This window comes from Pantoea stewartii (assembly GCF_011044475.1).
GTDB classification, from domain to species: domain Bacteria; phylum Pseudomonadota; class Gammaproteobacteria; order Enterobacterales; family Enterobacteriaceae; genus Pantoea; species Pantoea stewartii.
Map to the genome: position 1 here is coordinate 570,047 of NZ_CP049115.1, position 25,590 is coordinate 595,636.

Annotated in this window: 22 protein-coding genes; 8 read left to right on the forward strand and 14 right to left on the reverse strand. The window is 54.0% G+C overall.

Features of this window, described 5'->3' with window-relative positions; translation table 11 throughout:
* Positions 1 to 132 precede the first annotated feature (132 nt).
* Positions 133 to 1,242 carry a carboxymuconolactone decarboxylase family protein gene (locus tag G5574_RS02590; RefSeq protein ID WP_164483183.1) on the forward strand — a complete coding sequence of 370 codons (1,110 nt, stop codon included), beginning with the start codon at positions 133 to 135 and terminating at the stop codon, positions 1,240 to 1,242.
* Here the strand turns inward: G5574_RS02590 and G5574_RS02595 are convergent.
* The 3 genes from G5574_RS02595 to G5574_RS02605 form a co-directional block, all read right to left on the reverse strand.
* Complete coding sequence (locus G5574_RS02595) at positions 1,239 to 2,135, reverse strand: LysR family transcriptional regulator (protein ID WP_164483184.1); 897 nt, start codon at positions 2,133 to 2,135, stop codon at positions 1,239 to 1,241. The genes G5574_RS02590 and G5574_RS02595 overlap by 4 nt on opposite strands.
* Positions 2,136 to 2,388: 253 nt before the next feature.
* A complete protein-coding gene (locus G5574_RS02600; protein ID WP_164481993.1) occupies positions 2,389 to 2,526 on the reverse strand; it encodes a hypothetical protein in 138 nt (45 codons plus the stop codon).
* Positions 2,527 to 2,753: 227 nt separating this feature from the next.
* Positions 2,754 to 4,340 carry a PTS transporter subunit EIIC gene (locus G5574_RS02605; protein ID WP_164481994.1) on the reverse strand — a complete coding sequence of 529 codons (1,587 nt, stop codon included), beginning with the start codon at positions 4,338 to 4,340 and terminating at the stop codon, positions 2,754 to 2,756.
* Between the two features lie 251 nt (positions 4,341 to 4,591).
* Here G5574_RS02605 and G5574_RS02610 point away from each other — a divergent pair, with 251 nt between their 5' ends.
* From G5574_RS02610 to pdeR, 5 genes are all read left to right on the forward strand, one after another.
* Positions 4,592 to 6,895 (forward strand): FdhF/YdeP family oxidoreductase, encoded by a 2,304-nt coding sequence (locus G5574_RS02610; protein WP_039341548.1) that lies wholly within the window; start codon positions 4,592 to 4,594, stop codon positions 6,893 to 6,895.
* Between the two features lie 111 nt (positions 6,896 to 7,006).
* Positions 7,007 to 8,938 carry an exoribonuclease II gene (locus G5574_RS02615; protein ID WP_164481995.1) on the forward strand — a complete coding sequence of 644 codons (1,932 nt, stop codon included), beginning with the start codon at positions 7,007 to 7,009 and terminating at the stop codon, positions 8,936 to 8,938.
* 182 nt (positions 8,939 to 9,120) lie between these two features.
* Complete coding sequence (locus G5574_RS02620) at positions 9,121 to 11,187, forward strand: carbon starvation CstA family protein (protein WP_033741806.1); 2,067 nt, start codon at positions 9,121 to 9,123, stop codon at positions 11,185 to 11,187.
* Positions 11,180 to 11,470, forward strand: coding sequence for a YbdD/YjiX family protein (locus tag G5574_RS02625; RefSeq protein WP_164481996.1), 291 nt, complete (start codon positions 11,180 to 11,182; stop codon positions 11,468 to 11,470). Before G5574_RS02620 ends, G5574_RS02625 begins: the two co-directional genes overlap by 8 nt.
* A 156-nt stretch (positions 11,471 to 11,626) precedes the next feature.
* The gene (pdeR, locus tag G5574_RS02630) at positions 11,627 to 13,612 is read left to right on the forward strand and encodes a cyclic di-GMP phosphodiesterase (RefSeq protein ID WP_039340199.1); all 1,986 of its coding nucleotides are present in this window, start codon (positions 11,627 to 11,629) and stop codon (positions 13,610 to 13,612) included.
* 11 nt (positions 13,613 to 13,623) lie between these two features.
* Here the strand turns inward: pdeR and G5574_RS02635 are convergent, their stop codons facing one another.
* Both G5574_RS02635 and araD read right to left on the reverse strand, forming a co-directional pair.
* Positions 13,624 to 14,490 (reverse strand): crotonase/enoyl-CoA hydratase family protein, encoded by an 867-nt coding sequence (locus G5574_RS02635; protein WP_033741810.1) that lies wholly within the window; start codon positions 14,488 to 14,490, stop codon positions 13,624 to 13,626.
* 269 nt (positions 14,491 to 14,759) lie between these two features.
* A complete protein-coding gene (gene araD / locus G5574_RS02640; RefSeq protein WP_006119322.1) occupies positions 14,760 to 15,458 on the reverse strand; it encodes an L-ribulose-5-phosphate 4-epimerase in 699 nt (232 codons plus the stop codon).
* Between the two features lie 344 nt (positions 15,459 to 15,802).
* On the opposite strand from araD, the gene osmB reads away from it, so the two are divergent.
* The gene (gene osmB / locus G5574_RS02645) at positions 15,803 to 16,018 is read left to right on the forward strand and encodes an osmotically-inducible lipoprotein OsmB (RefSeq protein ID WP_006119323.1); all 216 of its coding nucleotides are present in this window, start codon (positions 15,803 to 15,805) and stop codon (positions 16,016 to 16,018) included.
* An 80-nt stretch (positions 16,019 to 16,098) separates the two neighbouring features.
* On the opposite strand, the gene yciH is transcribed toward osmB, so the two are convergent.
* From yciH to pgpB, 5 genes are all read right to left on the reverse strand, one after another.
* Complete coding sequence (gene yciH, locus G5574_RS02650) at positions 16,099 to 16,422, reverse strand: stress response translation initiation inhibitor YciH (protein ID WP_164481997.1); 324 nt, start codon at positions 16,420 to 16,422, stop codon at positions 16,099 to 16,101.
* Positions 16,419 to 17,132, reverse strand: a complete 714-nt coding sequence (gene pyrF, locus G5574_RS02655; protein WP_164481998.1) for an orotidine-5'-phosphate decarboxylase — start codon at positions 17,130 to 17,132, stop codon at positions 16,419 to 16,421. Before pyrF ends, yciH begins: the two co-directional genes overlap by 4 nt.
* A 207-nt stretch (positions 17,133 to 17,339) precedes the next feature.
* Positions 17,340 to 18,509, reverse strand: a complete 1,170-nt coding sequence (gene lapB / locus G5574_RS02660; protein WP_164481999.1) for a lipopolysaccharide assembly protein LapB — start codon at positions 18,507 to 18,509, stop codon at positions 17,340 to 17,342.
* A gap of 6 nt (positions 18,510 to 18,515) precedes the next feature.
* Positions 18,516 to 18,827, reverse strand: coding sequence for a LapA family protein (locus G5574_RS02665; RefSeq protein ID WP_033741817.1), 312 nt, complete (start codon positions 18,825 to 18,827; stop codon positions 18,516 to 18,518).
* A gap of 128 nt (positions 18,828 to 18,955) precedes the next feature.
* Complete coding sequence (gene pgpB, locus G5574_RS02670) at positions 18,956 to 19,720, reverse strand: phosphatidylglycerophosphatase B (RefSeq protein WP_033741819.1); 765 nt, start codon at positions 19,718 to 19,720, stop codon at positions 18,956 to 18,958.
* Positions 19,721 to 19,949: 229 nt separating this feature from the next.
* On the opposite strand from pgpB, the gene ribA reads away from it, so the two are divergent.
* Positions 19,950 to 20,543: a GTP cyclohydrolase II gene (ribA, locus tag G5574_RS02675; protein WP_006119329.1), complete on the forward strand. Its 594-nt coding sequence runs from the start codon at positions 19,950 to 19,952 to the stop codon at positions 20,541 to 20,543.
* 33 nt (positions 20,544 to 20,576) lie between these two features.
* Here the strand turns inward: ribA and acnA are convergent, their stop codons facing one another.
* The 4 genes from acnA to cysB form a co-directional block, all read right to left on the reverse strand.
* On the reverse strand, positions 20,577 to 23,258 hold the full coding sequence (gene acnA, locus G5574_RS02680; protein ID WP_164482000.1) for an aconitate hydratase AcnA: 2,682 nt from the start codon (positions 23,256 to 23,258) through the stop codon (positions 20,577 to 20,579).
* A gap of 402 nt (positions 23,259 to 23,660) precedes the next feature.
* The gene (locus G5574_RS02685) at positions 23,661 to 23,807 is read right to left on the reverse strand and encodes a hypothetical protein (protein ID WP_244964662.1); all 147 of its coding nucleotides are present in this window, start codon (positions 23,805 to 23,807) and stop codon (positions 23,661 to 23,663) included.
* Between the two features lie 36 nt (positions 23,808 to 23,843).
* A complete protein-coding gene (locus G5574_RS02690) occupies positions 23,844 to 24,002 on the reverse strand; it encodes a YmiA family putative membrane protein (protein ID WP_006119333.1) in 159 nt (52 codons plus the stop codon).
* A gap of 495 nt (positions 24,003 to 24,497) precedes the next feature.
* Entirely contained in the window at positions 24,498 to 25,472 is a 975-nt protein-coding gene (gene cysB / locus G5574_RS02695; RefSeq protein ID WP_033741825.1) for an HTH-type transcriptional regulator CysB, read from the reverse strand.
* Positions 25,473 to 25,590 lie beyond the last annotated feature (118 nt).

Sequence of the window (25,590 nt, forward strand, 5' to 3'; positions counted from 1 at the left end):
CTATTAATTATCACCGATCGGTCTTTTGCCGTGCCCTGCCCGTGGGCGAGGATAAGTCAGCCCTGCGGCCTGCGACCGGTTCACTGACTCTGTCCCGCATGTGCCGCATCAGATTTTGCAAAAGGACTGATGATGCAACAACGCCGCTATACTGGCCAGGATCACTGGTTTTACGAGAGCCAGACCTGTCCGCGTACCGTTCCGGCTGCCCCGCTTTTTCCTGAAGCAGCGCATATCGACGATCGGTTCTTGTTGGGGTTAGCGCAGGAAACCTCTTCTGTTCAGCCGGTGTTGCAGGCCGGACAACCCGCCATTCAGATTGCTCATGAGATTGTTGACCTGCTGTTTCCCGACCAGGTTGACGTTACGCTGACCCATACGCTGACGCTTTACGATCGGTTAAGCAGCGCGCTGACCGTGGCGCAGGTTACGGGCATTCAGCGGCTCTGCAATCACTACTCTGCAAGACTCAATCCTCTGCCTGGCCCTGACTCGTCGCGCGAGAGCAATAACCGCCTGACACAAATTACCCAGTACGCCCGACTGCTGGCCATGCAACCCACTCTGATTACTGCCGACAGTGTGCGCGCCCTTCACGCCGCAGGTCTGAGCGAAGCCGATATTGTCACGCTTAATCATTTGGTCGGCTTTGTCTGTTACCAGGCACGCCTGATCGCCGGTATTCATGCTCTGCTGAACATGCCGGTACGCTGGATCCCCGGCATGTCACCTGCACCGGATGCGCCAGCCACCGATGCCCCCGGCGTCTGGCAGCCAGTCCTGAAACCGCTTGAGCCCCGCTATGCCAGCGAGGCGCAGCATAAGGCCGTGGCGCAATGCCAGACATCGTCTGCGCCAGAGGACGCCCTCTGGTTGCTGGCGCACGCACCGGCGTTATTAGAGCATTGGCACAGGTTGAATCATCAGGAGGAGACGGTCTTCACCGCCCGGGTTGAGGCTACAGCGGCAAGCCTGCTGGGAAATCGCTGGCGTCCACCGTCGTTAACGCCCTGTAGCGGCCAGTCTGGCACTGTTGATAATGCTAACCTGACCGACGCTGACCGGGCGGTCAGCGCGTTAACCGCCCTGCTGACCCGCCAGCCAGAACGTTTTTGCGCCGCCGATCTCCAGCCATTGCAAGAATCCGGCTGGTCCGTTGCCGATCAGTTCGCGCTTATCCAGGCCATCGCGCGGGCAAACTGGAACAGCCGTTTATTTTATGCCTGTGGTGAGGCGCGCTAAAGATCCAGATGACTGCGCGCTTCGTCATAGAAGTGCTGTGCCAGCGGCGTTGCCCGACCCGGTTCAGCGACCACCAGGGCCGCCTGGCGCGCCATCTTTGGCATTATGACAGGTCGCTGTTCCAGTCCGTGTAAAGACGCGGGCAGCAGATGACCGCGTGGCGAAACCAGTACGCCCAACCCGACCTGCGTACACTGCAGCAGTTGCATAATGGAGGCGCTTTCTACCACCACGCGCGGCATCAGCGACATCTCCCGCAGCGCCATATCCAGATAGCGACGAAAATAGCGCGTGGGTTCAGCCAGACACAGCGGCTGACGGGCCAGCGTTGGCAGATCTAGGCTTTCAACCTCGCTTAAGTGCTGAAAATGTCCGGGATGAAACACCGCTTCAACGCCACGGTCCGCCAGCAACGCGGCCTGAAAATGCAGTTCACGCAGCGTCGCCATTTCAAAAAAACCAATCCCGACATCGACCGTATGACTGTTCAGCGCCTCCAGCAGCTGGTCGGCGCTCAGGACGGCAATACGGTAATCGAGTTGTGGATAGCGCACCTGAACCGCTTTGAGCAGCTGGGCCAGCGACACGCTGCACTGCGGTACCACACCCAGCCGCAATGTGCCGTTAACGCCGTGTTTCAGTGACTCGACTTCCAGCTTCAGCCCCTGATAAACGGAGACGATTTCCCGCGCCCAGGCCAGCACCCGATCCCCTTCTGGCGTGAATCCGGCAAAGTTATTGCTGCGGTTGATCAGGGATAACCCCAGTTCGCGTTCCAGATTTTTTAACCGCATTGATAAGGTAGGCTGGCTGACAAAACTCGCCTCAGCGGCACGGCCAAAATGGCGTTCGCGTTCGAGGTTGCAGAGGTAGATGAGTTGCTTGATGTCGATTTTTTGTGCCCGCCATAACGTCGCTCAGTTGAACGTCTATTATGTGCCGAGGGCGCAACAGAATGCCAGTCAGCGTGCGTTCAGGATTCCGCTACAGGCAGAGTGCAGTAATACAGCCCGAGTGTCCGGATGACAGGAGATACTTTTGGGGGCGAGACGAAAGGCGTAATGGGCGCGCAACAGGCCGGACTCTTTCAGGTCAGGCTGGCAGAATTATTATTTTTTATGGTGTTTTCCCTGGTGTTGCCCGTTGTTACTTCGTTGGATAAGGCCAGGCGTGATCAATGCCCGTTGACGACAGTACGCCCGTCGCCAGTAAATAGATCACGACAAGTGTGAAAACAACAATTGCCGATATTTCAAGGACTTTAACTAACCTGTTTTTCGCCATAAATAACCCCCTGTTAATTGCGTGTATTGCACTTTCCACCTCTTACCATAGAGTGTTACCGGTAAAATTCAAGCACAGATCACAAAATGAAACATAAAGCATTGCTTATATTTTTGTGTTAATCGTGAACGTGAGGGGAACGGATAAAAACGGAGCTTAGAACGGAACGGAATGCTGTAATATGTCAGACAGGGAGGGCGCACCTGCTGCGCCCAGTGAGGCCGCCGTCAGCCGACGCCAAGCATCGATTTCACTTCCTGCGCAATCTTTTCGACCTGAGGACCGTAAATCACCTGAACATCCTGCTCACTGACGCGATTCACGCCATTCGCGCCCGTACTCATCAGGGTGTGATCCACCACCTCTTTCATATCTTTTACCCGCACCCGTAAGCGCGTAAAGCAGCAATCGATGTCCTCTATATTGGCAGCCCCACCCAATCCACTGATAATGACCTGAGTGCGTTCACTGCCATCAACGACCTGCGGTTTTTCCTCCTCGGTTTCCCGTCCCGGTGTTTCGACATTCATGCGGGTAATGACAAAACGGAACCCGTAGTAATAGATCGGTGCGTAGATCACGCCAAGCACCAGCGTCCACCACCAGTGGGTTTTACTGCCACCCAGCACACCGAAGACCACCAGGTCGATAATGCCGCCCTGCACGTTGCCAATCATCAGATGCAGCATTGACATCAACATAAATGAAAGGCCGGTCAAAAACGCATGCAACACATAGAGCACGGGCGACACAAAAATAAAGCAGAACTCCAGAGGTTCGGTGATCCCGGTGGTAAAGGAGGTCAGCGCGCCGGCCAGCACCAGCGCTTTCACGCGTTGTTTATGCTCCGGACGTGCGGTGTGATAGATCGCCAGTGCTGCAGCAGGCAGCCCGAACATCATCACCGGTATTTTTCCCTGCGCCAGGAACTGGGTAGCCGTTCGCAGCGTGGCATCCGGGATGAGGCCAGGATGTGTCAGCGAGGCATTGAAAATATTCAATGCGCCGACAAGGGTCTGTCCGTCCACAACCGCCATACCGCCAATCGGCGTAAAGCGGACCGTTTCATTGAGAATATGGTGCAGCCCGGTGGGAATCAGCAGGCGTTCAGCCGCCCCCAGCAGAAATGCACCGTACTGACCACTGTGGCCAATCATCTGACCCACCCAGGCGATGCCCTCTCCAAGGGTTGGCCAGATCAGCGCCAGCAATACACCCACCAGCGGCAGAACCACGACGGTGACAATGGGCACAAAACGTCGGCCGCCAAAGAAGCTGATCGCTGTAGGAAGTTGCTGCGTATAAAAACGATTGTGCAACATTACGGTGAGCAGGCCGGCCACCACGCCACCCAGCACGCTCATGTTGTAGGTAAAAATCCCCAGCATCTGGATATATTCCGCCGAGGTCATCATGGCGGTCGTTTGATCCAGTCCCGCCTGTTGCAGCGCCTGAGGCGTGGTGGTGGCCGCCGTTATGCCTTTTGCGGCCAGCGTCGCATTAATCCCCACGTTCATGGCGATATAGCCAATCACCGCCGCAAAGGCGGCGGTCGGTTTCTCGACTTTTGCCAGACCAATCGCACTGGCGACGGCAAAGAACAGGGGCAGATTGGCAAACAGCGCTCCTGCGACTTTGCGAATAAAACCGATAATGAGCTGGGCCACCTGCATTTGCGCAAAGGCTTCCCCCGTCACTGCGGGGTTCTGCATGGCCGCGGCCAGCCCCAGAAAAATACCGGCTGCCGCGATCACCGAAATAGGCATCATCAACGCCTTGCCAAATGCATGAATCTGGCTGGTCAGGTGTTTCATGGTTTCGCGCCTTTTTGTGTCATAAACAGCAAGTATTAGCGCGATGTGCCGATAACACCTGATACGGAGAAGTTATGAAAGGGTAAAATATGAACAGCATCACAGTTGTTGTGCCGTCACGATAAACGCGACCTATCGCACCATTAAGTCAATCAATTAGACAAGCTATGTCGTCGAACGCACACTAATCTTCACTATCAGGATATATCCTTGCAACATTCGTCCAACAAAAAAATAAGCCTGCACCTATGATGAAATTTAAGCGCCAAATTAAACCATACCGCGCCGCCGCGGGTGGCTGGGGTTCACTGGAAGCCACGACACGTTTTGTTTTCGACAGTAAAGCTGCCCTGAAAAACCTGCGCAATCTCATGCGCATGAACAAGGCGCGTGGCTTTGACTGCCCGGGCTGCGCCTGGGGCGATGACAATAAAAGTACTTTCAGCTTTTGTGAAAACGGAGCGAAAGCGGTAACCTGGGAAGCGACACGCCGCGTTGTGGATGCCGACTTCTTTGCGAAACACAGCGTGACCACGCTCTATGCTCAAAGCGATTACTTTCTGGAGTATCAGGGCCGCCTGACGCATCCCCTGCGCTACAACCGTGAAACCGATCACTACGAGCCCATCAGTTGGGATGACGCCTATGCGCTTATCGCGCAGCACATCAAAGCGATGGACAATCCAGACCAGATGGAGCTTTACACCTCAGGTCGCGCCAGTAATGAAGCGTCATGGCTTTATCAGCTGTTTGGCCGCATGCTGGGCACCAATAACTTCCCTGACTGCTCGAACATGTGTCACGAAGCCAGCGGTGCGGGACTGAAGCGCAGCATTGGCGTGGGTAAAGGCACGATTCGTCTGGATGATTTTGACCACGCGGATGCGATTTTTGTTTTTGGACAGAACCCGGGCACTAACCATCCACGCATGTTGCACAGCCTGCGTCACGCTGCCGATCACGGTGCAAAAATTGTGACCTTCAATACGCTGCGCGAACGCGGTCTGGAACGATTCGCCGATCCGCAGAAGCCGCTGGAAATTGTGACCTCGAAAGCCGGTACCATCAGCTCGGCCTATTATCAGCCGCACCTGGGTGGCGATATGGCCGCGGTGCGCGGCATGGTTAAAGCCCTGCTGGAAACGCATCGCGCGCGCATTGCGGCAGGCGAAAGCGGCCTGTTCGATCAGGCGTTCCTGAATGCCAAAACGCACGGCGTTGAAGCCTACTTTGACGCCGTGGATAACACCGACTGGATGCAGATTGTGGCGCAGTCCGGCCTGACTGAAGCGCAGATCCGTGAAGCGGCAGCGATTTACCAGAGCGCCGATCGGGTCATCTGTACCTGGGCGATGGGTATCACTCAGCACAAACACTCCGTCGATACCGTGCGCGAAATTACTAACCTGCAGCTGCTGTTTGGCCAGTTAGGTAAAAAAGGTGCGGGTCTGTGCCCTGTTCGTGGTCACAGTAATGTGCAGGGTAACCGCACCATGGGCATTGATGAGAAACCGGCAAAACCGTTCCTGGATGCGCTGGGTCAGCACTTCAATTTTGAGCCACCGCGTGCGGCAGGTCATAACACCGTTGAAGCACTGAATGCCATGCTGCGTGACGAAATCAAAGTGCTTATCGCGCTGGGTGGCAACCTGGCGGCGGCGGCACCGGATTCACCGCGCACCGAAGAAGCGCTGTCACGTTGTGGCCTGACCGTGCATATCAGTACCAAACTGAACCGCAGCCATCTGGTTCCCGGTCATGAGGGCCTGATTCTGCCTACGCTGGGCCGCACCGAGCGCGATTTGCAGGCGACGGGCAATCAGTATATTACCGTGGAAGATTCCTTTAGCATGGTGCACGCGTCTGAAGGCGTGGGTATTCCGCTGGCGGATACACAACGTTCAGAAACGTCGATTGTCGCCAGCATTGCGCATGCGGTACTGGGCGATGAAAAGGTGAAGTGGCTGGATCTGGCGGCGGACTACAACCTGATTCGCGATCACATCGCAGCCACGATTCCTGGCTTTGCCGACTTTAACAGCAAATGCGATCAGCCTGGTGGGTTCTATCTGGGTAATGCCGCCGCCGAACTGCGCTTCAACACGCCGACCGGTAAGGCCGAGTTCAGCCCTGCCGCGCTGCCTGACTCGCTGTTTCCGCAGTTGGATCAGGAGGTGCCCTTCACGCTGCAAACCCTGCGTTCGCACGATCAGTACAACACGACGATTTACGGCCTTGATGACCGCTATCGCGGCGTTTATGGTCAGCGTGAAGTCGTCTTTATCAACCCGGACGATATGGCGGCATTAGGCTTCAGCGAAGGCCAGAATGTTGACATTGAAACCCTGTGGAATGATGGCGTAACACGTCGCGTGAGCGGCTTTAAGCTGGTGCCTTACAACATCCCGCGTGGCAACCTGGCGGCCTATTATCCAGAAACCAACCCGCTGGTTCCGCTGAACAGCTACGGTGATATTAGCGGTACGCCAACCTCGAAATCGGTGCCGGTTAAGCTGGAATTGTCGCAGGCAACGGTCACCCAACGCATTGCCTGATTCAGGCTTTGCTCCAGGCAAAAAGCCGGTTCGTCCGGCTTTTTGCCTTGCCGCGGGACCGCGATTCGCGTAAAACTGTCAGCCGCTATTAGGCCACGAAACGTAAAAATCATGTTCCAGGATAATCCGCTGCTTGCGCAGCTTAAAGAGAAGCTCCATTCACAAACGCCGCGTGCAGAAGGCGTTGTAAAAGGCACCGAAAAGGGATTCGGCTTTCTGGAAGTCGATGCACAAAAAAGTTATTTCATCCCGCCCCCGCAGATGAAGAAAGTGATGCACGGCGACCGTATTATTGCCGTCATCCACACCGATAAAGATCGTGAAAGCGCAGAACCAGAAACGCTGGTCGAGCCTTTCCTGAGCCGTTTTGTAGGCCGTGTGCAGAAAAAAGACGATCGTCTTTCTATCGTGCCCGATCATCCCCTGCTGAAAGAGGCCATTCAGTGCCGTCCGGTACGTGGGCTGACCCACGATTTCCAACAGGGCGACTGGGCCGTCGCGGAAATGCGACGTCATCCGTTAAAGGGTGACCGCGGCTTTTATGCCGAACTGACCGAATTTATTGTCAGCGCAGAAGACCATCTTGCGCCGTGGTGGGTGACACTGTCACGTCACAATCTGGAGCGCCAGGCCCCTGAAATGGGTTTTGGCGAGATGCTGGACGAAAACCTGCAGCGTGAAGACCTGACCGCGCTGGATTTCGTGACTATCGACAGCGCCAGCACAGAAGATATGGACGATGCGCTCTATGTTGAGGCGCTGGAAGACAATGCCCTGCGCCTGACGGTCGCCATTGCCGATCCGACCGCTTACGTGGCTGAAGGCAGCGAGCTGGATAAGCTTGCCGCGCAACGTGCGTTCACCAACTACCTGCCGGGCTTTAATATCCCGATGCTGCCGCGCGAGCTTTCCGATGATGTCTGCTCCCTGCGCCCTGATGTGCGTCGCCCGGTACTGGCCTGTCGCGTCACCGTGGCGCAGGATGGCAGCCTGTCTGATGTGCACTTCTTCGCGGCCTGGATCGAATCGAAAGCCAAACTGGTCTACGACGAGGTTTCTGACTGGCTGGAGAACAGCGGCGAGTGGCAGCCGCAGAATGACGCGATTGCGAATCAGATCCGCCTGCTGCATCAATTGTGCCTGTCTCGCGGCGAATGGCGCCAGGCCCACGCGCTGGTGTTTAAAGATCGCCCGGATTACCGCTTCCTGTTGGGCGAGAAAGGCGAAGTGCTGGATATCGTCGCTGAACCGCGTCGCATTGCCAACCGAATCGTTGAAGAAGCCATGATTCTGGCCAACATCTGTGCGGCCGAGGTGCTGCGCGATAAGCTGGGCTTTGGGATCTATAACGTCCATGCAGGCTTCGATACTGCCAACGCCGAGCAGGCCGCCGCCGTGCTGGCGACATATGGGATTACGGCAGATCCTTCAGCGATTACCACGCTGGACGGTTTCCGCGTGCTGCGCCGGGAGCTGGATGCCCAGCCGACCCAGTTCCTGGACAGCCGTATTCGTCGTTTCCAGACGTATGCGGAAATCACCACCGAACCTGGCCCGCACTTCGGTCTGGGCCTGGAAGCCTATGCGACCTGGACCTCACCGATTCGTAAATTTGGCGACATGATCAACCATCGCCTGCTGAAAGCCATCGTGCGTGGTGAGTCGATCGCCCGGCCCGATGACGCTGTCACGGTCACCATGAGCGAGCGCCGCCGTCTTAACCGCATGGCCGAGCGTGACGTGGGCGACTGGCTTTATGCCCGTTACCTGTCACCTTTTGCGGCGACAGATCGTAAATTCAGCGCGGAAATTATCGATATTTCCCGTGGTGGCATGCGCGTGCGTTTGCTGGAGAATGGCGCAGTGGCGTTTATCCCTGCTCCGTTCCTGCACTCCGTTCGTGACGAACTGGTATGCAGCCAGGAAAGCGGCACAGTGCAGATCAAAGGTGAAGTGGTTTACCGCGTGACCGATGTGATCGACGTGACCATCGCCGAAGTGCGTATGGAAACCCGCAGCGTCGTCGCTCGCCCCGCAGCCTGAGTATTATCCAGCGGGACAGGATAGCCTGTCCCGCTCATTCCTGACGTACCGCTTCCGCACACGCTAAATTTGCACTGCGCTTCACAGTTCTCTCCTTATTAACTTTCACTTACATTCCATTACATTAACGTTAGCTCGTTGTATTCGATCGCCTTCCATTCGGTCTCTACAAGGAGTGAGTTATGAAGAACGTCAAAACCGGCGTGATCTGGTTAGCGGTGGCGTTAACTGGCGCGGGCGCGTTCGCGATGCTGGCGCTTAATCGCGGCGAACACGTCAACGCAGTCTGGCTGGTGGTTGCCGCAGTCGCCTGTTACAGCATTGCCTATCGTTTTTACAGCCTCTTTATCGCCCGCAACATTTTCGAACTCGACGATCGTCGCCTGACGCCTGCTGAACGTCTCAGCGACGGTCTGGACTACGTCCCCACCAACAAATGGGTGCTGTTTGGTCACCATTTTGCCGCTATCGCCGGTGCGGGCCCGTTGGTCGGTCCGATTCTGGCCGCGCAGATGGGCTTTTTACCTGGCACGATCTGGATTCTGGTCGGCGTGATGCTGGCCGGTGCGGTTCAGGATTTCCTGGTGCTGTTTATCTCGACCCGACGCGATGGCCGTTCACTGGGCGAAATGGCCCGTCAGGAGCTGGGGGCCTTCGCTGGCGTCATCACTATGCTGGGTGCGCTGGGCGTGATGATTATTATCCTTTCCGCGCTGGCGCTGGTGGTGGTGAAGGCACTGGCGAACAGCCCCTGGGGCCTGTTTACCATTGCCGCAACGATCCCTATCGCGCTGTTTATGGGCATCTACATGCGCTTTCTGCGCCCCGGTAAAATTGCTGAAGTCTCACTGATTGGTTTTGTGCTGATGATGGCGGCCATTATTTACGGTGGCGATGTCGCACAACATCCCTACTGGGGGCCGTTCTTTACCCTGAAAGGCACGTCACTGACCTGGGTGCTGGTCATTTATGGTTTTATCGCATCGGTATTACCGGTGTGGCTGCTGTTAGCACCGAGGGACTACCTCTCGACCTTTCTGAAAATTGGCGTCATCGTTGGTCTGGCTGTAGGTATTGTGTTCGCCATGCCAGAGATGAAGATGCCCGCCGTGACCCGCTTCATTGACGGCACCGGCCCGGTCTTCTCAGGGGCTCTGTTCCCGTTCCTGTTTATCACTATTGCCTGCGGGGCGATTTCCGGCTTTCATGCGCTGGTTTCCAGCGGAACCACCCCAAAACTCGTGGAGCGGGAAAGCCACATTCGCTTTATTGGCTACGGCGCGATGTTGATGGAGTCGTTTGTCGCCATAATGGCGCTGATTTGCGCCTCAGTGCTGGATCCCGGCGTGTATTTTGCAATGAATGCCCCGGCGGCGCTGATTGGTACCACCGTTGAAAATGCCGCCCAGGTGATCAACGGCTGGGGCTTTGTTGTTACACCGGAGATGTTAAGTGGAATTGCACGGGATGTAGGGGAAGCCTCCATTCTGTCCCGTGCTGGCGGCGCACCGACGTTTGCCGTCGGTATGGCCCATATCATTACCGAGGTGGTTAACAGTCGCGCCATGATGGCCTTCTGGTATCACTTTGCCATTCTGTTTGAAGCCCTGTTTATTCTGACTGCCGTCGATGCCGGTACGCGTGCCTGTCGGTTTATGGTGCAGGACCTGGTGGGCACCGTGGTGCCATCAATGGCCAATAACCGCTCCTGGCTGGGTAACCTTGCGGGCACAACCGTTGCGGTGGCTGGCTGGGGATTCTTTGTGTATCAGGGCGTGATTGATCCGCTGGGCGGCATTAATACGCTGTGGCCATTGTTTGGCATCGGTAACCAGATGCTGGCCTCCATGGCGCTGATTCTGGGCACCGTGGTGCTGTTTAAAATGAAGAAGCAGCGTTATGCGTGGGTGACCATTCTGCCAACGATCTGGCTGTTTATTACCTCAATGACCGCGGGATGGCAGAAGATTTTCCACGAAAAACCGTCCATCGGCTTTCTGGCGCAGGCCAATAAATTCCGTAAAGGTCTGGATGAAGGCGTGATTATCGCACCGGCGAAAACCGTCGCCGATATGCACACCATCGTTTTCAGCAACCAGATTAACGCGGCCCTGTGCGGGTTCTTTATGCTGGTCGCCGTTACCATGCTCATTGCGGCTTTTTTTGTGATTCGTCGCGCCCTGCGCAGTGAGGTGCCTACCACGCATGAGTCCGCGACCACGCTGCGGAAGGAGATTCGCCATGTCTGACAGCATTCATCGTGTAACACGGCCAACAGGGTCGTGGCAAATTGTGCGCTGCGAATTACGCTATGCTCCCGTCCGCCCTGGTTTTCGCTGGCGGGCATTCTGGCAGGGGCTACAGCAAAGCTTTCGTCTGATGGTGGGCGTTCAGGACTACCAAAAATACCTGCAGCACATGCGGCAGCAGCATCCAGACCTGCCACCGATGAGCGAGCGTGACTTTCATCGTTATTGTCTGGACGCCCGCTTTCCCAGTCAGGCTGGAAAACTGGGTAAATGTCCGTGCTGAACCGCCTGCCGGCCCCGCTTCGGCGGGGTTTTTTGTTCCTGTTTTTTCTGGAAAGTAAAATAAATACACTTTCATCTTGTGCTGACATCAGTAGATGAATACTGTTGCTAAAATAATGAGATAACGTCAGCTATGGACTTCCCGGAGGGAGTGATCATGACCGATGAACAAGGGCAATCATTGTTGTATACCTTGTTTGGTACAACCAGCCCTCATTGGCGGTTAAGCGCGGACAGCGATGCGCTGCTTTTTGCCTTAGATGAATCATCGAATACGAGTGTTGCTGTGCCGCTGACGCCTGGCCAGTGCAGTTTACTGCGAGCTATGCCAGTGATTACTTCCAGTATCAACCTGACGTTAACAATCCATGGTGAGCAGGTGGCCATGCATTTTGTCGGACGGCGCATCAATCAGTCCGTCTGGGCCGGTACCGCATCCGCCTGGGGCGATACATCGGCGGTCGCACGCGATCTGACGCTGGGGCTGTCCTTTGCGGAACAGGTGGTTTCAGAGGCCAATTCCGTTATCGTCATTCTTGACCAGCGGGGCAATATTCAGCGCTTTAACCGACTCAGCGAAGAGTACACCGGCTTGTATGAGCAGGATGTGATTGGCCGGAATGTTTTTCAGCTGTTTATGACCAAGCAGGAGGCGGCAGCGTCACGTCGCAACATTGCGGGCTTCTTCCGTGATGGTAACTCTTATGAAGTCGAACGCTGGATCAAAACGATGAAGGGACAGCGACTCTTTCTGTTTCGTAATAAGTTTGTTCACAGCGGCAGCGGAAAAAATGAAATTTTCCTCATCTGTTCCGGAACGGATATTACCGAAGAACGTCGCGCTCAGGAGCGACTGCGTGTCATGGCCAATACGGATGGTATTACCGGCCTGCCCAACCGTCACGCGATACATCAGCAAATCAGTCAGGCGCTGGAACGGGCGGAAGGCAGTGAAACCGGTGTGGTCTATCTGGACCTGGATAATTTCAAAAAAGTGAATGACGCTTATGGCCATATGTTTGGCGATCAACTGCTGCAGGCGGTGTCGCTGGCTATTCTGAGTTGTCTGAGTAAGAACCAGACGCTGGGACGCCTCGGCGGTGATGAGTTTGTGGTGCTGGCCGAACAGACCAGCCAGGCGGCGCTGGAAGCGATGGCGACGCGCATTCTGGATCGGTTACGTCAGCCCTTCCGCATTGGCCTTATCGAAGTTTACAGCGGCTGCTCCATCGGCATTGCCATCGCGCCGCTGCATGGGGAAGATCGTGAATGCCTGATCCGCAATGCCGATACGGCGATGTATCACGCCAAAGAGAACAATCGCGGTAAATATTGCGTTTTTGCTGAAGAGATGAACCGGCGGGTATTTGAATATCTGTGGCTTGATACCAATCTTCGCAAAGCGCTGGAGCAGGACCATTTACTGGTGCACTACCAACCCAAAGTGGACACGGACGGAAAAGTACGCAGTGCCGAAGCGTTGGTGCGCTGGCATTCACCCGAGCGCGGACTGGTCTCGCCTGCTGACTTTATTCCCTATGCTGAAGATTCAGGACTGATTGTGCCGCTGGGGCGCTGGGTGATGCTCAATGTGTTGAAACAGATTATCGCGTGGCGCCAGCAGGATATTCATCTGCGCGTGGCCGTCAACGTCTCCGCGCGCCAGTTGATGGATCAGTCGATCTACAGCGATCTGAAGCAGGCGCTGACTGACGCCGGTTTAACGGAAAGCCCGATCGATATCGAACTCACGGAGAGCTGTCTGATTGAGAACGAAGCGGAAGCGCTGAAGTTAATGCATAAGTTCCAGGAGCTGGGTGCCCAGGTCCATCTGGATGATTTTGGTACCGGTTATTCCTCGTTATCACAGCTGGCACGAGTGCCTATTAACGCCATTAAGCTGGATCAAAGTTTTATCCGCAATGTGAATAAACGCCCTGTCTCCCAGTCGCTGGTGCGCGCAATTGTTGCGGTTGCCAAGGCGCTGGATTTACAGGTTATTGCCGAAGGCATAGAAACCGCCGATGAAGAGGCCTTCGTGCTGAAGAATGGCGTCGATGGTCGACAAGGCTATTTCTACGCAAAACCAATGCCCGCCGAACAGTTTGGGCATTGGCTGGCTCAGCATCCTGCCCGCAAGTAAACCTTAAGTCCCTAACCCGCTTTACGCAGTGATGCGGTGTGGCGGTTTTGTAACTGGACTAAACGCTCCATATAGGCGATATCTTTTGCTTCAAGCGAAAAGGCGTAATCGACCCAGTCTTCCGTGATGTCCATTAACTCGGCGCGGGAAAGCTGCAATACGCGCTGGCGCGCCTTCAGCATAGCGCGCACTCCATTGAGTTTGGGCCGCAAGGTATCAATGAACGTCCGGGTGGCACGGTAGCTGTCGCCTGGCTGAAACACTTTGTCAACCAGCCCCCGCGTTTCGTACCATTCTGCGCTGTGGGATTCGCCTTCGATGATCAGCTCCTCCGCCAGCTTCATGCCCGAACGCCGGGCGACTAATGAATAGCCGCCCATACCCGGAAACAAGTTAAACGCAATCTCCGGAAAACCCATACGGGCGTTGTTTTGCGCCAGGATAAAGTGATGCGCCAGCGCTGCCTCAAAACCGCCGCCCAGTGCACTGCCCTCAATCATTGCCAGCGTCACGGCTCCGGTGTCAAAGCCACGCGCGGCAGAATGAATGCAGTCAACACAGGCGCGTGCATAGGCACGCAACGCTTCCCGGCGATTATTACGGATACACTCCACAAAGAAGCGCAAATCACCACCGGCATTAAACATTTGTGGCACTAACGAGCCGGTGACCCAGAAGTCGATGGGTAAGCCAGAACGCTGGGCCGCGTAACTGAGATTCATGATCTCTTCAATCAGTTCATGATTAAAGCTGGGGCGCGGTTGGGCGCGTAACATCATCCACATGGTACGTCTCCCTTCTTCGTAATAAGCCACTAACTGCGTGGTTTGTCCGGCTTCGGAAAACAGTCTGCATGTGGGTTGGTTAATCACGGTCATTGTCTCATCCTCTGTTATTTTGATGCGCTAATTGCGCCACATCAGCCTAATCCAGAGTGAGGCCAGACCAAATGAGAGATTGATTTACAAGATAAATTCCAGAGTGATCCCTGATGCACGACATTTAATTGATTAGTATGATTTCTTGATAGCACGCGACTCGCTGGCAGAACAGCGCCAACCGATAACGGGCACTGAAGAGACTTTCACGCCACGTAAGCCGTGCGTAACGCGCAAATCAGGACGCAGACCAGGCTGCGCCCTCAACCTTATTTCTGGCCGTACCAGGCATTTTCACCATGCTTGCGCAAGTAATGCAGATCGAGCAGGGTTTGCTGGATGGGGGGAAGACCGGCCGTCAGCTGCTGACTGAACAATCCCATATACGCCACCTCTTCCAGCACCACCGCGCTGTGCACCGCCGCATGGGCATCTTTGCCCCACGCGAAGGGGCCATGTGAATTCACCAGCACGGCGGGAATCGCAGTGGGAGAAAGCCCACGCTGCGCAAAGGTTTCAATAATCACTTCACCCGTATTCCACTCGTATTGCTGTTGAATCTCCTCGTCACGCATGGCGCGGGTACAGGGAATTTCACCGTAGAAGTCGTCCGCGTGTGTGGTTCCCCAGGCCGGAATGGCACGACCAGCCTGCGCCCAGATGGTGGCGTGGCGTGAGTGCGTATGGACAATTCCACCTACTTCGGGCCAGGCCAGATAAAGCGCCCGGTGCGTAGCCGTGTCAGAGGAAGGACGTTTTGTGCCTTCGATAACCTCTCCGCTCGCCAGATCCACCACTACCATGTCATCCACTTTCATTACATCGTAACTGACGCCGGAAGGCTTAATCACCAGCAAACCCTGCTCACGATCGAGGGCGCTGACATTGCCCCAGGTGAAGGTAACAAGGTTATGTTTAGGAAGATCGAGATTGGCTTCCAGAACCTGTTGTTTCAGATGTTCCAGCATTTTTTTCTCCTGCTGAATAAGGTCTTAACATTTTGCGGAGCAGGCAGAAAAAACGTTATGGAGCAAATGGCTAAAAAGCAGCGGAAAATAGCTGTGAATGGAAAATTGTGCTGAGAATTAAGAATTATCCCTCTTCGGAAAACCTTCAAAATGAATAGAATTCTGTCAGGCGTCGGGCAGGTCCACCTGCTACTGGTGCTTTTCAGCCGCTACAAACAGATCGTCCATGGTGTCCGCGTTTTTATACTAAAAGGATGCGGTAATAATGCGGCACAGGCGGCCTGAAAAAATTTCAAAGCTATACTTAGTGTGTTGCCTCTGCAAACACAATAAAGGAGAAGTTTATGACAATTACAATGAAAAAATTGACCGTTGCGGTATTAGCGACCACCCTGGTTGTGGCGTTAAGCGGCTGTTCTAACTGGTCTAAGCGTGACCGCAATACTGCGATTGGTGCAGGTGCGGGTGCCATTGGTGGTTCAGTACTGACCAACGGCAGCGCGCTGGGTACAGTCGGCGGCGCCGCAGTAGGTGGCATTATCGGTCATCAGATTCACTAAGAACCGCAATTAAAATAATTAACGGCTACGCAGCGCATCTACACCATAAGCCGGGCTACACAAGTCGCCCGGTTTTTTATTTAACCGCCCGCCAGTTTTACTTTCATACCTTTGGCTTCCAGCAGGCTTTTAAGTAAATCACGTTTGTCGCCCTGAATTTCAATCACACCGTCTTTCACCGATCCGCCGCAACCGCATTTCTTTTTTAGCTCGGCAGCCAGCAGATTCAGTGCACCTTCATCCATGTCCACGCCAGTTATCAGGCAAACGCCCTTGCCTTTCCGGCCGCTGGTCTGGCGCTGGATACGGACAATGCCGTCCCCTTTAGGACGTTCCACTTTCTGTTCGGGTTGCACAATGCGGCCTGAATCTGTGGAATATACAAGTGGGTTGTCACGACTCATTTTACCGCCTCCAGATCATTGATTATGGCTTTCAGCGTCGCCGCCGGGTTAGCAGACTGTGTAACCGGGCGGCCAATGACCATATAATCCACCCCGGCGAGCTTCGCTTGCTGCGGCGTCATTACGCGACGCTGATCGCCGGCGTCGCTGCCTGCTGGCCGGATGCCTGGCGTGACCAGCGTGAAGTCCCTGCCAATGACCTGTTTAAATCGGGCGGCTTCGTGGGCGGAACAAACCACACCATCCAGGCCACAATCGTGGGTCAGCTTCGCCAGGCGCTCGGCCTGCTCTGCCGGCGAAAGCGTGATACCCAGACCCAGCAAGTCATCTGCATTCATACTGGTCAGGACGGTGACGGCAATCAGTAACGGCGCTTGCTGCCCAAAAGGCACTAACGCTTCCCGGGCGGCGTTCATCATACGCGCACCGCCGCTGGCGTGCACATTCACCATCCAGACACCAAGATCGGCGGCGGCGGCGACCGCATGGGCCGTTGTATTGGGGATATCATGGAATTTCAGGTCGAGGAAGATTTCAAAGCCGCGTTGTTGCAGCGTTTTGACCAACTGAGGGCCAAATAAGGTGAACATTTCTTTGCCCACTTTCAGGCGACAGCTACCTGGCTCTATCTGATCAACAAAATGCAGCGCGCTGTTTAAATCGTGGTAATCAAGCGCCACTAACACGGGTGAAGTCGGGGATAAGGCCATGCTATTTCCTCTGCGGTAGGCACCTGCTGGCGCGTTAGACAAACGGCACGCATTCTACCTGCCCGCATTTCCCATCACAATCCCTGTTATCCTGCGAGGCGATATTCGCACGGTGCTGATGTAAGCTTGAGGATCGGGGCTCAAATAGTATGTTGTAACTAAAGTAGGCACAAGAAAGACAGGCAACAGTGCGCATCACGTGCGCAGTTATTGCCCGTCGAGTCCCCGAATCGGTTTGACCGATGACCAGGTGCGGCAGGAAGGACAATGCCAGTAGAGCGCATGGGCAGTAAACCCACATTTCTGGCAACGGTAGCGCGGCTTGGTCCGGATTTGTTCGCCGACCAGGTCGCGCAGGACCATCAGACTCTCTTTGGCGCGACCGTCTTCCGCCTCATGCAGGTGAAACTCCATCAGGCGATGAAACACGCGCATATTGGGATGACGCTGTAACTGATGATTAATGTAATTTTGTGCGGCTTCCGCGCCCTGCTCTTGCTCCAGAATCGCGGAAAGATAAAGTTCTGCGGCGGCGCCGGTATTTTCTTCCACGCAGCGTTTGAGAAAGGCAGCCCAGGCGTCGGGCTGATTAAGTCGCTGAAAACAGGTCTCCAGCATCGGCAGCGTTTCACTGACCAGTTCTTTGTCCTGATCCAGTACACGTTGCAGATGGTCAACCGCTTTGCCGTACTCCCCTTTCTCCATCAGAATGCGTCCCATCATAATGGAGACTCGCGCGCTCTGGCGATCTGCCGCCTCGCCCTTTTTCAACAGCGTCATTGCGCGGTCAAGATCGTCGCTGCTCATCGCCTGCAAAGCCAGTTCACAGTAGAAATGCGCGATCTCGCCCTTCTGCTTGTCTTTGCCTAATTTCACCAGGCGCTCAGCGACCTCAATCGCCTGAAGCCAGTCGCTGGTCGCCTGATGAATAAGCAATAACTGCTGCAGGGCACCAATGCGGAAATCCGTTTCATCGGTGAGCTGTTTAAACATGTCTTCTGCGCGGTCATAAAGCCCCGCGGCCATGTAATCGCGCCCCAGTTGCTGGATAGCTAATAAACGCTGCTCATAGCTCAGCGAGGCACTTTCCATTAACGACTGATGGATTCGAATCGCACGGTCAACTTCACCGCGGGAGCGGAACAGGTTTCCCAGCGTAAGATGCGCCTCAACGGTGCCGCTGTCTTCCTTCAGCATATCAAGGAACAGATCGACCGCTTTATCCTGTTGGTTAGACAGCAGAAAGTTAACGCCCGCCACGTATTCGCGTGACAAGCGGTTGGATTCCTGTTGCTTGTCCTGCTGCGCACTACGGCGTCCCATGTACCAGCCATAGGCCGCCGCAACAGGCAGTAACAGAAACAGCAGTTCTAACATGGAATCTTATTCCTGCACGGTTGGCGGCAACGGTTTACCACCTGTGCCAGGCGCATTCTGATCAACCTGAGCCTGCAGACGTTTAATTTTACGTTGAGCGTTCGCCAGCGAGACGCGAACACGCAGCCAGAACAGCCCACAGATGACCCAGCCCAGCAGGAAGCCCACGCCGAACAACGTTGCCAGTAAAGTGGAGATACGGAAATCGCCCTGCGCCAGCAGATAGTTAAAGGTGATAACCTGGTCGTTGTGTGCGCCAAGGGTCACAGAAATGATAAAAATGACCAAAACCACTAAAAAAATCAGCAAATATTTCACAGTGCATCCTGTTGTGAGGTTGTCGAATCAAAGTATGCCAAAATTACGGCAGAAATACTGCTCCTTGCAGCATCAGGCGAAGCACTTTTGCGCGGTTCAGTCGCAAGATATGAGGCTGAACGGCGCAATTACAATCCCTGGTCGCGTTCTGCCACTTCCTTTTGCTCGTCGGGGGGCAACGTCAGCGGTCCACAAAAGCGCTGGGCAAGCCAGGTGGCGATGACCACCAAAAACCAGGACAGCACGGTGGCAACGGCAAGATCGCGCGGCCAGTGCATACCCAGTAACAAGCGGCTTCCCATAACGCCCACCGCCCAAACGCCGACCAGCACTATCGTTTTATAATGCCGGCGCGGCCATAGCAGGCCAATGACCAGTAATGCCCAGCTCGCCGCGAACAAGGTATGACCTGACGGGAAGGCGAACCCTGTTTCAAACGCCCAGTGCTTTTTCAGCCAGACCGGAATATGCGATTCATCCGCAATCAGTGCGGTAACGCGTTCACCACGCTGGGTGCGGTTTAACTGATAGAAGGTTTTGTCATCCAGACCGTGCGTTTTCTCCAGCCATACCACATAAGGTCGGGGTTCCTGCACCCGCTCTTTAATGAATGATTTGGTATACTGGCCCGCCAGAATCGTGACATTCATGATCAGCAACAGCAGCAATGCCGGTTTAAGCCGAAAGCGAAGACACCATAATACCCAGGCACTTAACACCAGGCTGGTCAGTATGCCCCATGGCCGGGTCACCGTTTCTGTCATCCAGAACAGGACTCTCAGAAACGTGTTACTTTCCTCGGGTTGCCATTGCCAGCCGGACAGCCACACGGCTAATGGCATCATCAGCAGTAACACCATCCCTGCTGTGGTACGTTGCAAAATTTTAACCATCCCTTTTCCCTTTTTGCTGATGAAAAGCCGTCATACCGGTAAAACTTTAGCTTAAAAAAGAATAACATAACCTTTACGGATTAGATAATCGTGCTTTATCACAACAATCGTTTACACAGATTAACAGCCAACCTCGCGGTTGTGGCACAATATTGCACGTTTGTCGGGCCACATCGGCCTGTGCACTATCATGATGATAGTGCATCCTCTGATGGTTCTGGAGAGTCACATGCAGCTTAAACGGGTGGCAGAAGCCAAACTGCCAACGCCATGGGGAGATTTCCTGATGGTAGGTTTTGAAGAACTGGCAACCGGTCACGACCACGTTGCTCTGGTCTTTGGCGATATCAATGATAACGAACCGGTCCTGGCGCGCGTTCATTCGGAATGTCTTACCGGTGATGCGCTGTTCAGCCTGCGTTGCGATTGCGGCTTTCAACTTGAAGCTGCGCTGAATGCCATTGCCGAAGAAGGACGGGGTGTATTGCTTTATCACCGCCAGGAAGGCCGCAATATCGGTCTGCTGAATAAAATTCGCGCTTACGCTTTGCAGGACAAAGGGTATGACACGGTTGAAGCTAACCATCAGCTCGGTTTTGCCGCTGATGAACGTGACTTCACGCTCTGCGCAGATATGTTTAAGCTCCTTGGGGTGAACGAGGTTCGCCTGCTTACAAATAATCCGCGGAAGGTTGAAATCCTGAGCGAAGCCGGTATTAACATCGTTGAACGTGTGCCGTTGGTGGTGGGACGGAATCCCAAAAATGCGCACTATCTCGATACCAAAGCCGAAAAAATGGGCCATCTGTTGCCGAAGCAGTGAATAAAAAAGCCGGGTTTCCCCGGCTTTATCGTATCAGTTGAGCATATTTCGAATCACATAATGCAGAATACCGTCGTTGCGGTAATAGGTCAGCTCATTACCGGTATCAATGCGACAGCGGGTATCCAGCTTCTCTTTGCTGCCATCGGCACGCGTGATTGTCACTGGCACGGTGCAGCCCGGCGTGAGCTGTGACAGGTTCTCAACGTCAATCGACTCATCCCCTTTCAGTCCTAATGTTTTACGCGTTACGCCCTGGGGGAATTCCAGCGGTAAGATCCCCATACCGATCAGATTAGAGCGGTGGATACGTTCGAACGATTCGGCGATCACCACGCGAACGCCCTGCAGACGCGGTCCCTTCGCTGCCCAGTCACGACTCGAACCTGACCCGTACTCTTTACCGGCAATGACGGCCAGCGGCACGCCTTCGGCCTGATATTTCATCGCGGCATCGTAAATGGCCAGTTGTTCACCACTCGGATAATGTTTGGTATAGCCACCCTCAACGCCCGGCACCATTTCATTGCGGATACGAATGTTGGCAAAGGTTCCGCGCATCATGACTTCGTGGTTACCACGACGCGAGCCATAGGAATTGAAGTCATTGCGCTCGACACCATGCGCCAACAGATAGCGCCCTGCCGGGCTTTCTGCTTTGATGCTGCCTGCCGGTGAAATATGATCTGTTGTGACCGAATCCCCCAGAATAGCCAGCAAACGCGCACCACGAATGTCTTCGACCGGTTTGGGCGTTTTTTCCATGTCATCAAAGAACGGTGACAGACGGATATAGGTTGATCCTTCGTCCCAGTCATAGGTCGCGGCTTCGCTGACTTTGATCGCCTGCCATTCGGGCGTACCGTCAAAGACTTCCGCATACTCTTTGTGGTACATATCGCTGGTAACCTGCTGTACCGCTGTCGCGATTTCTTCAGGTGAAGGCCAGATATCTTTCAAAAAGACCGGCTTGCCATCCCGATCCTGTCCGAGCGGATCAGTTTGCAGGTTGATCTTCATATTCCCCGCGAGCGCATAGGCCACCACCAGCGGCGGTGAAGCCAGCCAGTTGGTTTTAATCAGCGGATGAATACGGCCTTCGAAATTACGGTTGCCCGACAGCACGGCCCCTACTGTGAGGTCGCCCTCTTTAATCGCCGATTCGATCGCATCCGGCAGCGGACCGGAGTTACCGATACAGGTTGTACAGCCATAACCGACCAGATTAAAGCCCAGTTTATCGAGGAACGGCGTCAGTTGTGCGACGGCCAGATAGTCGGAAACCACTTTAGAGCCCGGGGCAAGAGATGCTTTGACCCACGGCTGGCGTTTCAGGCCCCGCTCTACCGCCTTTTTCGCCAGTAAACCTGCGGCCATCAGGACACTTGGGTTTGAGGTGTTTGTACACGAGGTAATCGCCGCAATGGCCACCGCGCCGTCAGTAAGCGTGTGGGAAAGTCCGGTATCGCTGTCCGTGTAGGTGACTTCTTTATGAGATTTCTGCGCGTGGTTGACTTCCAGTTCATTGCTGGCGTCGAACGCCGCCGGGACATCGCCCAGGGACACGCGATCCTGTGGGCGTTTTGGTCCGGCCAGACTTGATTCAACATCATTCATATCCAGCGCAAGACTGCTGGTGAAGACAGGTTCATCGCCCGCATTACGCCACATTCCCTGGCGTTTAGCATAATGTTCTACCAGCGCAACCTGTTCGGCATCGCGTCCGGTTAAGGTCATATAGCTCAGTGTCACTTCATCGACAGGGAAGAAACCGCAGGTAGCGCCGTATTCCGGTGCCATATTGGCGATGGTTGCGCGATCCGCCAGCGGCAGATCGGCCAGGCCATCACCATAGAATTCCACAAATTTGCCCACCACGCCGTGCTTACGCAACATTTGCGTCACCGTTAGCACCAGATCGGTCGCGGTAATGCCCGGCCGCAGTTTGCCAGTGAGTTTGAAGCCCACGACATCCGGGATCAGCATAGACACCGGTTGCCCCAGCATCGCCGCTTCGGCTTCAATCCCGCCGACGCCCCATCCCAGCACGCCAAGCGCATTGATCATCGTGGTATGAGAATCCGTCCCGACTAAGGTGTCCGGCCAGGCATAGGTTTCGCCGTTTATCTGCTGCTGCCAGATTGCTTTCCCCAGGTATTCAAGGTTTACCTGGTGACAGATCCCGGTTCCCGGTGGCACCACCCGGAACTGGTCAAAGGCTTTCTGGCCCCAGCGCAGGAAGACGTAACGCTCATGGTTGCGTTCCATCTCCAGCCGCACGTTCTCTTCAAAAGCATCGTCGTCGCCAAAATGGTCAACGGTGACGGAGTGGTCAATGACCAGATCAACCGGGGACAGTGGGTTGACTTTATTCACGTCTCCGCCCAGTCGGTTCACCGCTTCGCGCATCGCGGCTAAATCAACAACGGCGGGTACGCCGGTGAAATCCTGCATTAAAACACGGGCCGGGCGGTAAGCAATTTCCCTGTCGGCGTGGCCGGTTTTTTGCCAGTCAACCAGCGCCTGAATATCTTCCTCAGTGACTGAGTCGCCATCCTGCCAGCGCAACAGGTTTTCTAACAGCACTTTGAGGGATTTAGGCAACCGATCAATGTTACCGAGATGTTGTGAAGCGCGAGGTAGACTGAAGATGTGATAGTTGTGATTATCTACCTGCAGTGTTTCCTGACTCTGCTCGCGTAGGGATGACGACATAGCTCCTCCTTTATAATACATGGTCTTTAAACCTCAGAGACAACAAGGTTTAGTATAAAGATAGACCACTTTTTTGTTAACGTTTTGATTACAACACAGATTGCTACAATCGGACGCAAACAAAAATGCCCCGCAATGTTGCGAGGCATTATTGAGAAATAGACACGTTTAAATTATAGCGCTGCCCAGAGCGCTGCCATCCACACGGTAAATGAGAACGCATAAGCACTAAACCAGGTCATTTTAATCATATTCATAGCAATACTCCTGCGTAGAAAAGGCAATAAAAGCCGTACTCGCATCCTGATAAGGGATGACATCATTTATGCAACGTGTGAAGAGCGCTTAATTAAGTAAGTCTGAAAGACAGAAGAAATGTCGAAAGAAAAACGCGATGTAAAATTATTTTGTTTTCGGGTCCAGAAAGGACTCGATGAAATTACGCTGATGCTCGTTCAGATCCCAACTTTCGGGGATAGTCACTTTTTCCGCCTTTGCAACCGGCTCTTTCGCTTTATAGCCAGAGAGACGATGCCGACGAGTCGTCATGGTGTGCTTATGGCAGAGTGCGTTTGCCCACATGGCTTAACCCCAGATGCGCCAAATCATTAATGCTACAACCACCCAGAACAGCGCTGAGGCAGCGAACACAGTTAACCAGGCATTGCGACGAGTGTTACCTGTACGCTTAACCTTGGTGCTTTTAGCCGGGAAGCCCGGATCAACAGTCAGTCTCGTAGCCATAGTTTTTGATAATCACTCTCAATAAAACGATTGATAACATCGATTAAGATTTAGGAGGAATCCTAAACCCGTTAAGGCCAAAAATCCAGTCATTTTTATTGCACAAAACGATTAACGCAATTTATCAAAAATGTAAAATTACTTAAGTAACGATTAATGACTTATTACCCATACTATTAAAACCCGCCTGACAAAAATTTGAGTTAATTTAACTTCAGATCCAGTCATTACTAAAGACCGTGTTAACTAACCCCTAAATAAAAGCTTCTCCATCAAGTGTTAACTGGAGTATGGGAATAATCCTGGCAGCCCGCAAAGAAATCGCGTCAAAAATGTGTCGTATTTCGCATTTAAGATACAGCAAGCTTTAAACATGTGATCGACGTTACATTTACAAAAAGATAATGAAACTTCTCAATATAAACATGGCGCTAACATTCTTGCATAAAAAAGGCTGCACTAAGCAGCCTGAGAATACGCGACGACAGATAACCGTTACTTAAACGGCAGCTTGATATCTTTAAACATGGCCTCAATGTCCTCGTTGGAACGCAACGCTACAGCCGTATCCACGACATCGCGCGTCAGATGAGGAGCGAAGCGCTGGATGAAGTCATACATATAACTGCGCAGGAAGGTGCTGCGGCGGAAACCAATCTTCGTCGTACTGTTGGTGAAGATTTCAGAGGCTTCAATTCTGACGAGGTCAGGATCAGCAACGGGATCCACCGCCATACTCGCAATCACCCCTACGCCCAGCCCCAGGCGAACATACGTTTTAATGACGTCGGCATCCGTTGCGGTAAAGACGATACGTGGCGTCAACCCCGCGCGCATAAAGGCGGTATCCAGCTCGGAGCGTCCGGTGAAGCCGAAGGTATAGGTTACCAGCGGAAAATCGGCCAGCTCCTCTATCGTCACCTGCCCTTTTCCCGCCAGCGGATGGTCTGGCGTGACCACGATAGCGCGGTTCCAGTGATAGCACGGTAGCATAATGAGATCGTCGTAGAGGTGGAGCGCTTCCGTGGCAATTGCAAAGTCTGCGTTGCCTTTAGAAACCGCCTCGGCAATCTGCGTTGGTGAACCCTGATGCATATGCAGCGAGACACGTGGATAACGTTCGATAAAGCCCTTAATCACGCCGGGCAGCGCATAGCGCGCCTGAGTGTGCGTAGTGGCAACATATAACGAGCCTTTATCCGGCCAGGTATGTTCACCTGCGACAGATTTAATGGCATCCACTTTGGAAAGCACTTCGCGCGCAATGCGAATGATTTCTTCACCGGCGGGCGTAACCTGCGTCAGGTGCTTACCGCTGCGGGCGAAAATCTGCACCCCAAGCTCATCCTCCAGCATACGGACCTGCTTACTGATGCCCGGCTGCGAAGTGTAAAGCCCTTCTGCTGTCGATGAAACATTCAGGTTGTGGTTCACGACTTCTACGATATAGCGCAACTGCTGTAATTTCATATCTGTTGTTATCCTGGTCGGTTACAGAGTCGCATCCCCGGGTGGCGTACTGTCGCCCAGGCGGGTGAAAGGTGCTGAGCAGAAAGAAGGGATCGGAAATGCTATAACCACTATAGCA